The following is a 14,915-nucleotide window of genomic DNA, read 5'->3' on the forward strand; positions in this document are numbered from 1 at the left end:
TGCATTCTAACCGAAATTTTCATTTAGAGGCGTTTAAATATAGAGAGAGTTGGCAATAGCTTACTATAGTATCCAAAAAAAGGAGGGAATTTCCAGTGGCGGAAGAATCAACCGACAATAAAATGTCACGGAGACAATTTTTAAAAAATAGTGGTTATGTCGCTGGTGGTGTTGTGGGCGGCGGAATCATCGGCGGTTTGGTAACGAACCAATTTCAATCGGGAGCTCCTACACAAGATCAGTCACAGCAGGAAGGAGGTCAAGCGACACAAGACTTTTCACGCGCCTTAACATACTTCTCCAGAAGAGAAGATTTTGATGTCCTTTCTCAAATGACAGAACTTATCTATCCATCTGATGATAATGGTCCAGGAGCCATCGAATTGGGAGCAGCTTTCTATATTGATAAACAACTATCTGGAGCTTGGGGACATAACGCACGTGAATACATGCAAGGTCCCTTTCATGAAGGAGAACCGACGCAAGGTTATCAATCTAGATTGAAAAGACATGAGCTAATATTCCAAGGAATTCAAAAAGTAAAACAATACAGTCAAAGTAATTATGACGCCAGCTTTTTGGATTTAGAAGAAGAACAGCAAATAGAAATACTTACAGCCTTTGAAAACGGGGAGGTAGAAATAGATGGAGCTCCTAATGAGCAGTTCTTTGCGTTAATAAGAGCCGCTACTCTTGAAGGAGTATATGCTGATCCATTATACGGTGGTAATCGGAACATGGACGGTTGGAGAATGAAGGAATATCCAGGAAATAAAATGTCCTATATTAATGAAATTGATTCAGGCGAATTCTATGATGAAGAACCGAGCAGTCTAAATGCTCATATGGACCAGTAGAGAACAAGTGAGGAGTTGAAAGTATGGCTGAAGAACTAGAAAAAGTGGATGTCGTGACAGTTGGAGTCGGCTGGACCGGCGGTATTATTGCTGCAGAATGCGCCAAAGAAGGCATGAGTGTGGTCGGTCTTGAAAGAGGAAAAGGTCGCAGCATTGATGACTATTATATGATCCATGATGAGCTGCGTTACGCTATACGTTATGACCTAATGCAGGACGTATCGAAGGAGACTATTTCGTTTCGAAACGCGCCAGACCAAAGAGCGCTTCCGATGCGTCAAATGGGATCATTCCTGCTAGGACAGGGGTTAGGCGGAGCAGGAGTTCATTGGAATGGACAAACTCATCGTTTTTTGCCATATGATTTTGAAATCCGTTCCCAAACGATAGATAAGTATGGGGAAGGCAAAATTAAAGATGGAATGATGCTTCAAGATTGGGGAATCACTTATGATGAACTAGAACCCTATTTCGATCATTTCGAGAAAATTTGTGGAATTTCCGGCGAAGAAAATCCGTACAGCCCACGAAGTAACCCGTATCCCACACCGCCGATGAAAGACACTCCAGTAACTGATCGAGCAAGACAAGCAGCAGAAAATTTAAACTTAAAACCTTTTAAGACACCATCTGCCAACTTATCAGAACAATATGAGAATCCAGATGGAAAAACAATTAACGCCTGCCAATACTGTGCTTTTTGTGAACGTTTCGGTTGTGAATACGGTGCTAAAACCGATCCTACGATCACAGTGATTCCTACAGCACAGGAAACGGGTAATTATGAATTGCGCACCCATTCAAATGTCGTAGAAGTGCTTCACCAGGATGGGCGTGCAACGGGAGTGCGTTATGTAGATGTTTTATCAGGGAAGGAATATATTCAACCAGCTGAAGTAGTCGTTCTTACAAGTTATGTCATGAACAATACAAAGCTGCTTCTTGTGTCTGATATCGGCACCCCTTACAACCCGGAAACAGGTAGAGGAAACGTTGGGAAAAACTATTGTTATCAAATCAATGCAGGCTCTACCGGGTTTTTTGAAGAAGAACAATTCAATACATTCATGGGGGCTGGTTCTCTCGGAATTTGTGTGGATGATTATAACGGTGACAACTTTGACCATGCAGACCTAGATTTCGTACACGGCGGGGTAGGGTCTGTAACACAGACAGGACAACGGCCGATAAATACAAATCCAGTCCCGCCAGGTACACCATCATGGGGGCGTGAATTTAAAGAAAAATCTATTCATTACTTCACACGTCACCTCGGTATTGGTTTCCAAGGAGCTTCGATGCCCTATCGATATAACTACTTAGATCTGGACCCGACATATAAAGATGCATATGGTGTACCGCTTCTTCGGATGACTTACAACTTTACAGACCAAGATAAAAACTTGCATAAATATTTAAGTCAGAGAGCAACAGAATTTGTGAAAGAAATGGGTGCCGATGTAGCGACAGAAGCAGAGGAGCTTGGCGACTATAACATTGTTCCGTATCAAACAACACACAATACTGGAGGAACTCCGATGGGAGATAATCCAGATAACTCCACAGTTAATAATTATTCACAAATGTGGGAAGCGGAGAATCTCTTTGTAGTGGGAGCCTCGACTTTTGCTCATAACAGCGGGTACAACCCAACTGGTACAGTAGGTGCGTTAGCTTATAGGGCAGCAGAAGGTATAATCAGGTACAGCAAAGAAGGCGGCTCGCTCGTCTAAAGGCGAGCCCGACCATTTTAGGAGGTATAATATGTTTCCATCAAACATTGGTGTCTCTGGTTTAATTATTATTTTAATCATTACCTTGATCATATTTGGTCCCAAAAAGCTCCCTGAAATTGGAGCAGCATTTGGTAAAACATTGTCCGAGTTTAAGAAGTCTGCCAATGAAATCATGAGTGATGGCAGTTCTTCCGAAAAGTCAACGGACGGAGAAAAGAAACAAGAAAAAGAAAGTAAGAATGAAAGCGTGTAAGGAGAGGGGGAGAAGGCTATGGACCAAGAACAGACGATGGAGAAAAACCAAACAGCCGTTGAGCATCTGACGGAACTCCGTAAAGTCCTTCTCTCTTCCATTGTATTCTTTGTCCTTTGCTTTATCGCATCTATCATTGCTATTCAGCAAATTATCCCGTTTTTAACAAAGGACCACGAGCTTGTTATGCTCGGACCATTGGAAGTTGTTCGATTTTATACGGGTGTTGGAGGAAGTATAAGTTTAGGAATGTCAGCTCCTTTTGTTGGATTTCAAATATGGCGTTTTGTTAAGCCTGCTTTAACGAAAAAGGAAAGTCACACAGCACTTCGTTTTATCCCCGCAATGTTTTTTAGTTTTATGGCTGGCATTTCTTTCGGGTTTTTTATTGTATTTCCTTTTATTTACAACTTTTTAATCAATTTAGGGGCTATTAACTTTGAAATGATGATCACGACAAGAGAGTATTTCTCTTTTCTTTTAATGTCAACGATGCCGTTAGGATTTCTGTTTGAAGTACCGTTTGTACTTATGTTCTTGACGGCAATAGGTTTATTTACACCAGATCAGTTAAAGAAAACGAGAAAATATGCATACATTACACTTGCGGTTGTTTCAGCACTAATCACACCGCCAGATTTTGTCTCACAAATCATCGTGTTGGTACCTTTATTCCTTCTTTATGAAATTGGCCTCTTCTTATCAAAAGTGGTTTACAAAAAGCAAATAAGAGGTAATGAAGAAGAAGAGACAGCGATTACCGGATGATTCATTATTAGGGAAGTGCCTAGCCAGCTTGGGTAAGGCACTTCCCTATACTCACCGTAAATAGGCAAAGAACCACACAGGATAGTAAGTTGAAATAATTTAAAAAAGTAAAAAAATAAAATAGCAATTTTGTTCAGGTTATGCTATAATTAACTAAAAATTCAGAAGAGTAACGAGTCAAGTTAGAAACAAATCACGCATAGGATAGGTGATGCCTAGTTAAAAAACGGGAGGAATGCAAATGAGACAATCTATGTTATGGACCTTTATTTCGATGTCAATCTGTGTATTGCTGTTCTTTATGGGAACTGTACAATTTGAAGGAATGCAAAGTGCTACATTTCAGATGATAGGATTTGGCGGTATGGTCTTTGCCTTGTTATATGGATTGCTGCTTTCTCAGCACGCTAGCGGGAAAGAACAAGAAAATCAAGAAGAATAAAACAGCTGTTTAGAAAGCAGCTGTTTTTTCATGCTCAAACGAGAGTTTTTATCACGAAAGAATAAAGAGACGGCTCTTGCCGTCTTCCCTTTTTTCTTAAGTTATCTACACCTGAATTACTTCTTCACTTTCTCCATTTCAAATGTTATTCTCTCACTCAAGTTATCCACCGGTCTCAGAGTCACTGCTATCATCCACACCCTCTTCATCTAAAATACCCTCTTCCGGTTGTTCCTCATTTTCATTTCCAGGAGGTTCCGCATTATTATTGGTTTCTTCTGTTTCCACTTCTTCTGAGGCAGGATCTTCCTCGGGATTAGAGTCAGGGTTACTATCATTTCCACACGCGGTAAGACTCATGGCAAGGAGACCAGACAATGTTGTGTATAGGAATTTTTTGTTCATTTCAGTTGCCTCCTTTATGGCGATTCAATTCCTCTAGTACTCTGATTCCTTCCTTTCAAGGAGACAAAACATCTTTTGATAAAAGAAGTAACGCGGGCTGTGAAGACAAAATAAACACCCTGAAGGGATGATTCCCTGTCAGGGTGTTTATTTATAGGACTGGTAACAGCCCATTGTGCGGGAGTGGGTTCATTTATTATATTATCGCTTGATCCGGTTAGTGAAATTCTGAAGACGGTCTTTATTTGGTATTATAGGTTGGACATTGTCACGGTTAGCAAGAAATTCTGGCCGTGGAGACTGTCCAGAAAACGGATCGGTTAGTTTGTTTTCAATGGAGTTAAACACAAAAAATACATTGCTACGAGGGTACGGAGATATGTTTCCTGCGGAACCGTGCATCGTATTGCACTCGAAGAACAATACGGATCCGGCAGGACCTGTTGCTCGGTCAATTCTGCCATCGGCCTGATCTACAAGCCATCTCATGCTATCATTGTCCGGAACACCAGACTCTTGCTTCTGGAGAGAAGACTTATAGTTGTCTTTAGGTGTTTCTCCTGGGCAGCATACATACCATTTGTGAGAGCCAGGAATAAGCATGAGAGGTCCATTGTATTCGTAGTTATCCGTTAGAATGATGGAACAGCTGACAGCACGCATGTTAGGCATACCGTCTTCCACGTGCCAAGTCTCATAATCCGAATGCCAGTAGAACTCCTTACCTTTAAAACCTGGTTTGAAATTTATTCGGGATTGCGTAATGTAGACTTGGCTTCCTAACAGTTGCTGCGCTGCTTTTACGATTCTTTCATTCTTTGACAATGCTTGGAAGAAACCACTGTCTTTATGGATTTCAAACACAGAACGAATCTCATTACTCCCTGGTTCCTTGATGACATCATCGGCTTCTCTGTCTCGGTTACCGTCCATGGTGCGTTGCAGCTCGCTCTTCATGATGGAAACTTCATCATCATTGAATAATTTCTCGAACATGAGATAACCATTTTGTTCAAATTGCTGTAAATCTCGATCGCTGAGCGGGCCATCCGAGAATTCAGGATTGCGGTGGACCACAGGGTCTTGTCTTCGAATAATACGTGACTCCTGTCCTTTACGAGAAGGATATAAATCGACTGCCATCACACCATCACTCCTTTTCCAACTCACTAGATTTAATTTTTTATGGCGAGTCTTTCTCCCACATACCCCGCACATATACTAGGTAAACATATCGTAGAAAAACTGGCAAACTCTTTTAAAGTCAAATAATTGCGATAAAAGAGGAAGAAGTAGATATTATCGCATTTCAACTTTTTAAAAGGTCCGAATTCTACGTTTACCGCTCTTTTTTTAAAGTTGTCGTTTTAGGTTTCCATACTAGTAGCCAAAGATGTCCTTCAATCTGCTGAAGAGAGAAAGTCTTTTCGAGGATTATGGGACGTTGTTATGAAGGCGGGAAGCTGAAGCGTTTTTTTAACTATCATGAAATCACGAATTTCAATTTACTAATGTGAGAAGGAGTTGAATATACTTACAGTGATAAATGGAAAAGGCGACTTAAAGGGGGCGATAGTAATTAAACGAACAATACAAAAAGCAGCTGTGCTCGGCTCAGGAGTTATGGGGGCGGGAATAGCAGCTTTACTGGCGAATTCCGGTATATCTGTTTTGTTATTGGATATTGTACCGGAGGATGTACCAGCTAACGAAACACAACACCCCGTGTCAAAAGGCAATAAATTAGTCCGAAATCGTCTCAGTAAAGATGCCATCAAACGCATCCTTCATCAAGGTCCAGCTGCATTCACTTCAAAGCGGAATGTAGAGCGTGTAAAAACGGGAAATATGGAAGACGATATTGCTCAATTACAGGAGATGGACTGGATCATTGAAGCAGTGGTGGAAAATCTAGAAGTAAAGAAAAATTTGTTCCAGGTTGTGGAAAAATACAAAGGAGCTGACACTCTTGTCAGCACGAATACGTCAGGCATTTCTATCCACAGCATGGTGAAAGAGCGTACGAAGGAATTTAAATCCCATTTTTTGGGGACTCACTTTTTTAATCCTCCGAGATACATGAAACTATTAGAAATTATTCCTCATACCGAGACACTACCTGATGTTATTTCTCTAATAAAAAGTTTTTCAGAAAATACGCTGGGAAAAGGTCCGGTTGTTGCAGCGGACACACCTAATTTTATTGCCAACCGAATAGGAACGTTCGGATTACTCTCCACGGTCCATCATATGTTAGAAAGCGAATGGTCCATAGGTGAAGTAGATTCATTAACAGGCGTATTAATTGGGCGGCCGAAGAGTGCTACGTTTCGCACGCTTGATATTGTAGGGTTAGATACTTTGCTGTATGTTACGAAGAACCATTCCAACGAAATTAGAGGAAGGGAAGCAGAAGTGTTACAACCTCCTCCATTTATGGAAAAAATGAGAGAGAAAGGGTGGTTAGGAAGCAAGTCTAAGCAAGGGTTTTATAAGAAAGTAAAGTATGACCATCACACTGACATTTTGGAGATAAACCCCCACACATTAGAATATGAAAAAAGAAAGAAAGTCACGACTTCAGCCGTTATTCAGGCAAAGCAGGAGAAAGATTTAGCAAAGAGATTAAAGATGCTTGTGTATTCTGATGACGACGCAGGACGATTTATATGGAATTTGATAAAGTCACTTCTTTTATATACCGCTGAAGTAAAGGACCAAATTGCAAAGGATATAACAGCCATCGATGATGCTATACGATGGGGATTTGGCTGGGAATTAGGGCCGTTTGAACTATGGGATTCTATCGGTGTGAAGCCGTCCATTGTCAAAATGGAACAAGAAGGTGAGACGGTCCCTTTATGGGTCAAAGAAATGATCAATAAAAATATTGCCACCTTTTATAAAGACCCGCTCACTTTCTATCACGAGGGACAATATAAGACAAAATCGATGAATAAGAAGCATGTTCAATGGGTGACTCAACGTAACAAACGTGTCATCCACAAAAATCCAGGGGCTACTCTTTTTCATGCGGGAGAAGATGTATCTTATCTCGAACTTCATTCTCCCAATGACGCCATTGGGTTGGATATTTTACAAATGATTCACCGCTCGATAGAAGAAACGGAAAAAAACTTTAAAGGGATGGTGATTGGCAGCCAAGGCAAAAACTTCTCTGTCGGTGCTAATTTAATGCTCATTCTCATGGAAGCCCAAAATGAGGATTATTATGAAATAGAACACATTGTCCGTCGATTCCAAGAGACAATGACAAAGATAAAATATGCAAAGTGTCCAGTTGTCGTCGCGCCGCACGGAATGACGCTCGGGGGCGGAGCCGAGATTTGTTTACCTGCTGCTAGTATACAGGCGTCCTCTGAGACATATATGGGATTGGTAGAAACAGGAGTGGGATTAATACCTGGTGGGGGAGGAAACAAGGAATTATATTTACGTTATTTAGAACGTACTCTTTCTACGGAGATCGATAAAATAGATATTTTAAAAGCTTCCAATCAAGTATTTGAAAGGATAGCACTAGGGACGGTTTCTACATCCGCGGAGGAAGCAAAAGAAAATGGTTACCTCCTTCAAAGAGATCGGATCATTAGAAACGAAGAGGATAGGTGGTATTACGGAAAGCAAACAGTGCTGGAATTGTTCGACCAAGGATATATGCCACCTTTGAAGAGAAAAGTACCAGTTTCTGGAGAAGCAGGATATGCTTCGATGAAAATGGCAGCAAAAATGATGCAATATGGTGGAAGAGCCACTGAATATGATATGAAAGTGGCTGATAAATTAGCCTTTGTATTAGCGGGTGGCAAAGTTCGAATCGGTGAATTCGTTGATGAAGAATATCTTCTTGATTTGGAAAGAGAAGCTTTTCTAAGTTTGGTAGGAGAACCTAAAACACAAGAGCGGATGAAACACATGCTGATAAAAGGGAAACCTCTTAGAAATTAACAGAAGGTAGAAAGGAGGTGCATCAATGAAGAATGAAGCAGTAATTGTTTCAGGAGCTAGGACGCCTGTAGGGAAGGCAAGAAAAGGATTGCTCGTCGATACACGTCCTGATGATCTTGGAGCAATCACAATTAAGGAAACCTTAAAAAGGGCAAATAACTTTGACCCTGCTTCTATAGAAGATGTCATCATTGGCTGTGCCATGCCGGAAGCTGAGCAGGGTATGAATATGGCGAGAAGCATGTCAATGCTTGCTGGTTTGCCTTATACGGTTCCCTCAATTACCGTTAACCGTTTCTGTTCCTCGGGGCTTCAGAGTATTGCTTACGGGGCAGAACGAATACTATCAGGGCAGGCGCAGGCTATTATAGCGGGCGGAGCTGAATCTATGAGTTTAGTTCCCATGGGAGGGCATGTAAAAGTACCGAATCCTGTGTTGGTAGATGAGATGCCTGAATATTATATGAGCATGGGTCACACAGCGGAGGAGGTAGCAAAAAAGTATCATATTTCTCGAGAGGAACAGGATAGATTTGCTGAAGAGAGTCAGCGGCGAGCGACAAATGCACAGAGGAAGCATTATTTTCAAGAAGAAATTGTACCGGTTGAAATAACAACAAGAACATTAACGAGCGATAGGAAATGGAGAGAAAAAAAAGACGTGTTAATGGAAGATGAAGGCATACGATCGGATACGACATTTGAAGTGTTAAGTCGCTTAAAGCCTGTTTTTCATCCTCGCGGAACCGTAACAGCGGGCAATTCTTCACAAATGAGTGATGGAGCGGCTTCTGTGTTGATAATGGAAAAAAGAAGGGCGTATCAGGAGGGATTAAAGCCTCTCATTAAATTCCGTTCCTTCGCAGTGGCAGGTGTACCTCCGGAAATAATGGGGATTGGTCCGATAAAGGCTATTCCGAAAGCAGTCAAAGCTGCAGGGCTATCAATGGAAGACATCGGGTTGTATGAAATAAACGAAGCTTTTGCTTCGCAAGCGTTGCAAGTGATTCGAGAACTAAAGATAGACCATAAAAAAGTGAATGTGAATGGAGGAGCTATTGCCTTAGGACACCCGCTTGGATGTACGGGAACAAAGCTCACGTTAACGTTAATGTATGAAATGCGTAGGAGAAAAGAGCAATTTGGGGTCGTCTCAATGTGTGTCGGAGGAGGTATGGGAGCAGCTGGTGTGTTCGAATTAATGTGAATTAATGTGATGAAGTGGAGAGGTTATCATCTGTTCTTTCTGTTGATAAATAAATGAAGACTTTCTAAGGCGTGACATGCAGGAGGTTAATATATGAGTCATACATTAAAAGTAGGATTGAGGGGCGGAGGTTTTTTATTCGATACGCTAAAAGCAGAGGACGTGTTTACCCCAGAAGATATGACCGATGAACAAAAGATGATAGCCAAAACTACAGAAGACTTTGTGATTGGGGAAGTGGTGCCTTTAAAAGAAAAAATAGAAGACCAGCAATTTGACATATCGAAGAGGCTACTAAAAGAAGCAGGAAAGCTAGGCTTATTAAGTGCTGATGTACCGGAAAAGTACGAAGGGCTGGGACTAGATAAAATCAGCTCCACTTTAATAGCGGAAAAATTTTCGCGTGGAGGAGCTTTCTCACTTAGTCAAGGGGCACATGTAGGGATTGGTACGTTACCTATTGTTTTTTTTGGAAACGAAGAACAAAAGAAAAAGTATTTGCCAGATTTAGCTTCAGGAAAGAAAATTGCAGCTTATGCACTAACCGAGCCAAGCTCCGGGTCAGATGCACTAAGTGCAAAAACGCAGGCTGTGTTAAATAAAGAAGGCACCCATTATATATTAAATGGTGAAAAACAATGGATTACGAACTCTGGTTTCGCAGATGTGTTCATTGTTTACGCCAAAATAGATGGAAAAGACTTTTCTGCATTTATTGTAAATAGCGACAGTGAGGGCGTTTCAACTGGGCCTGAAGAAAAGAAAATGGGTATTAAGGGATCATCGACCAGAACCGTTCTTTTAGAAAATGCGAAAGTTCCTAAAGACAATTTATTAGGGGAGCCGGGAAAAGGACATATTATTGCTTTTAATATTCTAAATGTAGGCCGTTATAAACTAGGAGCGGGGTGCGTAGGAGCAGCAAAGAGAGCGATAGAACTAGCGGCAACCTATGCGAAGGAGAGGAAGCAATTCAACACGCCCATTGGACATTTTGGAGCGATTCAAGAAAAACTAGGGACCATGGCTGCGGAAACCTTTGCATTAGAGAGCACCATTTATCGAACAGGTGGTTTAATCGAAAAGCGGCTTGGAAACCTAACGGAAGAAGAACAGGAGGATGGCAGTAAGGTTGCAGATGCAATAGCTGAATATGCGATAGAATGTTCTTTAAACAAAATTGCAGGTTCAGAAACATTGGATGTTGTAGCTGATGAAGCTGTCCAAATACATGGCGGGTATGGTTTTATGTCTGAATATGAAATAGAGACCATATATAGAGATTCCAGGATCAACCGTATTTTTGAAGGAACGAATGAAATTAACCGTTTACTAGTCCCTGATATGATATTTAAGAGATCACGAAAAGGAAAACTCCCATTTCTTCAAGCAGCAGAAGAATTGAAGAAGAATATTGTGACTATGGAGCTGAAGATGTCAGAAGAGAAGCCCCTTGCAAGAGAAAAGATATTGCTTGAAAATGGAAAGAATATCTTCTTGCTTGTAGCTGGAGCAGGGTTCCAAAAGTATGGAACTTCCTTTGAACACGAACAAGAAGTACTCATGAAAATTACGAATATAGCTAGCGACATTTACGGTATGGAAAGTATCATTTTACGTACCGAAAAAGTGCAAAATACGCAGGAACTAAAGGAAGGCACAATGAAAAATCTACTAACAAGTATTTTTTGCCAGGAAGCATTTCAACGCATAGAAAACGCCGCGAAAGAATCTTTGATTCATATTGAAGAAGGGGATACTTTACTCATGTTCCTATCGATGCTGCGGAAGTTGACACGGCACAAGCCGATAGATGTAATAAGCTTGAAGAGAGAAGTGGCGACTATGTTGTTAAAACATGAGCGATATATTGTTTCTTAAGTTGTTCGCAATCCCGGAGGAGGCTGTATCAAAAGGTCATAAAAAATGACCTTTTGACAGCCCTTTTTTCAATTCTGCAAGCTTCGTTGTTAAAATTAACTTCTCCGCTTTCGTATAAATGGCTCTTCAGGCTCGCTTGCACCACGGGCACAAGGGCGACATCAGTTCAAACGACGCTACGCTTGTTTTCGCTGTGTCTTCTTAGCCGCAGGGCAAGGCTTCAGCTAACCGACGGAAGACCGCCGTCGGTGGATCTTCAGCTCTTGCTTCGACGCACAGGACGTGCTAGTGTCGGCGTTGGCCACAGGACGTGGCCGCATTTAGCCGACGTCCCGCAGGCGTCTCACCTGATCGCCAACCAAAAATAAAGGATGAAAAAAAACTTCAACACTCTTTTTATATATTAAAAATACAAAAAAATCGCCGCTTTCAGTATAATGAAGGTACCCAACACTACATTAACGAAAGCAGACGATTTTTTTATGAGTTAACATTAAGGGCTTTTGATACAGCCCCTTCCGGCCTCATTTTTTAACGTTCCTGGTAAAAAATTTCACTTTGATATTTTTAAAATGATATAATGAGGAAGGATTTTAAGCAGAAATGGAGAAGATAATTCATGGAGCTTACATATTACGGTTATTCCCGATGTGGAACGTGCAGGAAAGCAAAACAGTGGCTAGAGAACGAAGGAATCGCTTATAATGAATACGACATTGTTACAGAGCCGCCAAACAGAGAAGAGATAAAGTCACTTTGGAAAAAAAGTGGTTTGGAATTAAAGAAATTTTTTAACACAAGTGGAAAAAAATATCGTGAACTTGGATTAAAAGACAAAGTAAAAAGTGCTTCCGAGGAAGAGTTATTGGACTACCTTTCATCGGATGGAATGTTAGTAAAACGACCCATTATTACAGATGGCCGGAATGTGACAGTAGGGTTTAAAGAAGATCAATTTGAGGAAACATGGAAGCAATAACGATAGACTATGAAGCAAAAGAAAGAGTGAATTCTAAATAAGGAGGGTTTTATATGAATTTACCAAGTGATTTGCAGTATTCTGAAGAGCATGAGTGGGTAAAGAAAGAAGGAGAAAAGGTTAGAATAGGAATTACAGATTTTGCTCAATCCGAGTTGGGTGATATTGTATTCGTAGAGTTGCCAGAAGTGGGAGATGAAATTCAAGCTGACGAGCCTTTTGGCAGTGTAGAGTCGGTGAAAACAGTATCCGAGCTATATGCCCCTGTTAGTGGAAAAGTGGTAGAAGTGAATGAAGAACTTGATGATTCTCCTGAGTTTGTCAACGAATCACCATATGACAAAGCTTGGATGGTAGTGGTAGAGCCTTCAAACGAAGATGAGTTTGACGAGCTCATGTCAGCGACAGAATACGAAGAAATGGTTAGTGAGGACTAATCCTGGATACATAAGTATCTGTCTAGAGGAAGAGCAGTCTGGTGCATGTTACCAGACTGCTCTTTTTCGTTAGACAGATAGGAATGTATAACATAGGAGTGATGTCTAGCTTCAGGCGCCATCGGCTCGAGGTCGCTGGCGTTTTTTTTATGAGTTCATACTGCTTGACTTTTCCGCTCCCTCTTGTATCATGTAGAGTGTCTTATTTTGTCTAGATTTATCCTACACTACTAGATGTTTACCCATATACCTGACAGGTCTGATACGCTTGATATGTAATGAGGGAGCGGCGATGATAACATTAAAAAAATTATCAAAAACATTTCAAACAAGAACAACTTCGATTTCAGCTGTAGACCAAGCAAATTTAGAGATAAGTCAAGGAGAAATTTTTGGCATTATTGGCTATAGCGGTGCGGGGAAAAGCACCCTCATCCGTATGTTGAACATGCTTGAACGTCCGTCCTCCGGAGAAGTCATTTTGGCTGGTAATAATATGGCAAGTTTAAGAGGGAAAAGACTTCGAGAAGCGAGACAGGAAATCAGCATGATATTCCAACACTTTAATTTGTTGTGGTCAAGAACTGTTGCGGAAAATATCGAATTCCCATTGGAGATTGCCAAAGTTCCCAAAGCGGATAGGCAAAAGAGAGTAAAAGAGTTAGTTGAACTAGTTGGATTAAAAGGCCGTGAAGATGCCTATCCTTCTCAACTGAGTGGCGGGCAAAAACAAAGAGTTGGTATTGCTAGAGCATTAGCGAACAAGCCTAAAGTCCTGCTCTGCGATGAAGCTACTTCTGCTTTAGATCCTAAGACAACAGATTCCATTTTGGAATTACTTACAGACATTAACCAAAAACTCGGTTTAACAATAGTTCTTATTACGCATGAAATGCATGTGATTCGAAAAATATGTCATCGTGTAGCAGTTATGGAGGACGGTAAGATTGTGGAACAGGGACCTGTTCTCGATGTGTTTCGTACACCAGAGAAAAAGATAACGAAAGAATTTGTAAAACAAGTCATTGAACCGGAAGAAACGATGGAGACGATAAGAGAACTTCTCGGTAAAGATGACGGCGGAACGATCGTTAAATTAATGTTTATGGGGGAAAATGCGGAACAGCCAGTAATTAATGAATTAATACGTTCGTACCACGTGAGTGTGAATATTCTTCAGGGCAAAGTCTCCAAAACACGAGATGGCAGTTATGGAACATTGTTTGTGCAACTCGAAGGCAATGATGATAGCGTGAAAGAGGCCATTCAATACTTAAAAGGCCAACAAGTGGAAGCGGAGGTTTTAGAAGATGATAAATAACCTCCTTCCGAATGTCCATTGGGATAATATGTGGGAAGCTACTTTAGAGACATTATATATGAGTATTGCAGCTGTGATACTTACTTTTGTCTTAGGTATTATACTTGGTTTGTTGCTTTATTTAACAGACAAAGGAAATTTATGGCAGAATAAACCTATTCATGCGATTACTGCAGCTGTTGTTAACATCTTTCGTTCTATTCCATTTATCATATTAATTATTTTATTAGTTCCTTTTACTATATTTCTCGTCGGTACCATGCTTGGACCTAATGCTGCAATACCAGCTCTGGTCATTGGTGCGGCCCCATTTTACGCAAGAATGGTGGAAATTGGTTTGCGTGAGGTGGATAAAGGAGTTATCGAAGCAGCTCAGTCTATGGGAGCCAGTCAATGGCACATTATTTTTAAAGTATTGCTTCCCGAATCAATGCCTGCTCTCATCTCTGGTATCACTGTGACGTCCATCGCCTTAGTGAGTTACACAGCGATGGCTGGTGTTATCGGAGCGGGAGGACTTGGAGATCTGGCATTCCGAGAAGGCTATCAACGCAGCAATTCGGATGTGACTTTTGTGGCAACCGTTGCCATTCTAATTATTGTATTCATCATGCAATGGATTGGCGATTGGATGACTAATAAAACAGATAAAAGATAAAT

The 14,915-nt window shown here is 41.0% G+C and carries 14 protein-coding genes; 12 read left to right on the forward strand and 2 right to left on the reverse strand.

The window, feature by feature from the left end; all coding sequences use genetic code 11:
• Positions 1 to 95 precede the first annotated feature (95 nt).
• The 5 genes from BM095_RS13380 (at position 96) to BM095_RS13400 (ending at position 4,056) form a co-directional block, all read left to right on the forward strand.
• The gene (locus BM095_RS13380) at positions 96 to 857 is read left to right on the forward strand and encodes a gluconate 2-dehydrogenase subunit 3 family protein (protein WP_245757910.1); all 762 of its coding nucleotides are present in this window, start codon (positions 96 to 98) and stop codon (positions 855 to 857) included.
• A 23-nt stretch (positions 858 to 880) separates the two neighbouring features.
• Positions 881 to 2,590 (forward strand): GMC family oxidoreductase, encoded by a 1,710-nt coding sequence (locus BM095_RS13385; RefSeq protein ID WP_091662835.1) that lies wholly within the window; start codon positions 881 to 883, stop codon positions 2,588 to 2,590.
• A gap of 31 nt (positions 2,591 to 2,621) precedes the next feature.
• Positions 2,622 to 2,846, forward strand: coding sequence for a twin-arginine translocase TatA/TatE family subunit (tatA, locus tag BM095_RS13390; RefSeq protein ID WP_091662837.1), 225 nt, complete (start codon positions 2,622 to 2,624; stop codon positions 2,844 to 2,846).
• A gap of 18 nt (positions 2,847 to 2,864) precedes the next feature.
• Positions 2,865 to 3,614 carry a twin-arginine translocase subunit TatC gene (gene tatC / locus BM095_RS13395; protein ID WP_245757911.1) on the forward strand — a complete coding sequence of 250 codons (750 nt, stop codon included), beginning with the start codon at positions 2,865 to 2,867 and terminating at the stop codon, positions 3,612 to 3,614.
• Between the two features lie 241 nt (positions 3,615 to 3,855).
• Entirely contained in the window at positions 3,856 to 4,056 is a 201-nt protein-coding gene (locus BM095_RS13400) for a hypothetical protein (RefSeq protein WP_091662840.1), read from the forward strand.
• A gap of 162 nt (positions 4,057 to 4,218) precedes the next feature.
• On the opposite strand, the gene BM095_RS13405 is transcribed toward BM095_RS13400, so the two are convergent.
• Both BM095_RS13405 and thpD read right to left on the reverse strand, forming a co-directional pair.
• Positions 4,219 to 4,461 (reverse strand): hypothetical protein, encoded by a 243-nt coding sequence (locus BM095_RS13405; protein WP_091662843.1) that lies wholly within the window; start codon positions 4,459 to 4,461, stop codon positions 4,219 to 4,221.
• A 201-nt stretch (positions 4,462 to 4,662) separates the two neighbouring features.
• Positions 4,663 to 5,604 carry an ectoine hydroxylase gene (thpD, locus tag BM095_RS13410; RefSeq protein WP_091662846.1) on the reverse strand — a complete coding sequence of 314 codons (942 nt, stop codon included), beginning with the start codon at positions 5,602 to 5,604 and terminating at the stop codon, positions 4,663 to 4,665.
• Positions 5,605 to 6,039: 435 nt separating this feature from the next.
• Between thpD and BM095_RS13415 the strand changes: the two genes are divergently transcribed.
• From BM095_RS13415 to BM095_RS13450, 7 genes are all read left to right on the forward strand, one after another.
• The gene (locus tag BM095_RS13415) at positions 6,040 to 8,430 is read left to right on the forward strand and encodes a 3-hydroxyacyl-CoA dehydrogenase NAD-binding domain-containing protein (protein ID WP_091663079.1); all 2,391 of its coding nucleotides are present in this window, start codon (positions 6,040 to 6,042) and stop codon (positions 8,428 to 8,430) included.
• 25 nt (positions 8,431 to 8,455) lie between these two features.
• On the forward strand, positions 8,456 to 9,637 hold the full coding sequence (locus BM095_RS13420; protein ID WP_091662848.1) for an acetyl-CoA C-acetyltransferase: 1,182 nt from the start codon (positions 8,456 to 8,458) through the stop codon (positions 9,635 to 9,637).
• A gap of 93 nt (positions 9,638 to 9,730) precedes the next feature.
• The gene (locus BM095_RS13425; protein ID WP_091662850.1) at positions 9,731 to 11,518 is read left to right on the forward strand and encodes an acyl-CoA dehydrogenase family protein; all 1,788 of its coding nucleotides are present in this window, start codon (positions 9,731 to 9,733) and stop codon (positions 11,516 to 11,518) included.
• A 619-nt stretch (positions 11,519 to 12,137) separates the two neighbouring features.
• The gene (locus BM095_RS13435; protein WP_091662855.1) at positions 12,138 to 12,497 is read left to right on the forward strand and encodes an arsenate reductase family protein; all 360 of its coding nucleotides are present in this window, start codon (positions 12,138 to 12,140) and stop codon (positions 12,495 to 12,497) included.
• A gap of 53 nt (positions 12,498 to 12,550) precedes the next feature.
• Positions 12,551 to 12,934 carry a glycine cleavage system protein GcvH gene (gene gcvH, locus BM095_RS13440; protein WP_091662858.1) on the forward strand — a complete coding sequence of 128 codons (384 nt, stop codon included), beginning with the start codon at positions 12,551 to 12,553 and terminating at the stop codon, positions 12,932 to 12,934.
• 292 nt (positions 12,935 to 13,226) lie between these two features.
• The gene (locus tag BM095_RS13445; RefSeq protein ID WP_091662861.1) at positions 13,227 to 14,255 is read left to right on the forward strand and encodes a methionine ABC transporter ATP-binding protein; all 1,029 of its coding nucleotides are present in this window, start codon (positions 13,227 to 13,229) and stop codon (positions 14,253 to 14,255) included.
• Complete coding sequence (locus BM095_RS13450; RefSeq protein WP_091662863.1) at positions 14,245 to 14,913, forward strand: methionine ABC transporter permease; 669 nt, start codon at positions 14,245 to 14,247, stop codon at positions 14,911 to 14,913. Before BM095_RS13445 ends, BM095_RS13450 begins: the two co-directional genes overlap by 11 nt.
• Positions 14,914 to 14,915 lie beyond the last annotated feature (2 nt).

It is taken from the genome of Alteribacillus iranensis (assembly GCF_900113025.1).
Classification (GTDB): Bacteria; Bacillota; Bacilli; order Bacillales; family Marinococcaceae; genus Alteribacillus_A; species Alteribacillus_A iranensis.

Bases quoted from the DNA above. Each gene is read 5' to 3' on its own strand.
- BM095_RS13385 (WP_091662835.1), top strand. From the start codon at position 881: ATGGCTGAAGAACTAGAAAAAGTGGATGTCGTGACAGTTGGAGTCGGC.
- tatA (WP_091662837.1), top strand. From the start codon at position 2,622: ATGTTTCCATCAAACATTGGTGTCTCTGGTTTAATTATTATTTTAATC.
- tatC (WP_245757911.1), top strand. From the start codon at position 2,865: ATGGACCAAGAACAGACGATGGAGAAAAACCAAACAGCCGTTGAGCAT.
- BM095_RS13400 (WP_091662840.1), top strand. From the start codon at position 3,856: ATGAGACAATCTATGTTATGGACCTTTATTTCGATGTCAATCTGTGTA.
- BM095_RS13405 (WP_091662843.1), bottom strand. From the start codon at position 4,461: ATGAACAAAAAATTCCTATACACAACATTGTCTGGTCTCCTTGCCATG.
- thpD (WP_091662846.1), bottom strand. From the start codon at position 5,604: ATGGCAGTCGATTTATATCCTTCTCGTAAAGGACAGGAGTCACGTATT.
- BM095_RS13420 (WP_091662848.1), top strand. From the start codon at position 8,456: ATGAAGAATGAAGCAGTAATTGTTTCAGGAGCTAGGACGCCTGTAGGG.
- BM095_RS13425 (WP_091662850.1), top strand. From the start codon at position 9,731: ATGAGTCATACATTAAAAGTAGGATTGAGGGGCGGAGGTTTTTTATTC.
- BM095_RS13435 (WP_091662855.1), top strand. From the start codon at position 12,138: ATGGAGCTTACATATTACGGTTATTCCCGATGTGGAACGTGCAGGAAA.
- gcvH (WP_091662858.1), top strand. From the start codon at position 12,551: ATGAATTTACCAAGTGATTTGCAGTATTCTGAAGAGCATGAGTGGGTA.
- BM095_RS13445 (WP_091662861.1), top strand. From the start codon at position 13,227: ATGATAACATTAAAAAAATTATCAAAAACATTTCAAACAAGAACAACT.
- BM095_RS13450 (WP_091662863.1), top strand. From the start codon at position 14,245: ATGATAAATAACCTCCTTCCGAATGTCCATTGGGATAATATGTGGGAA.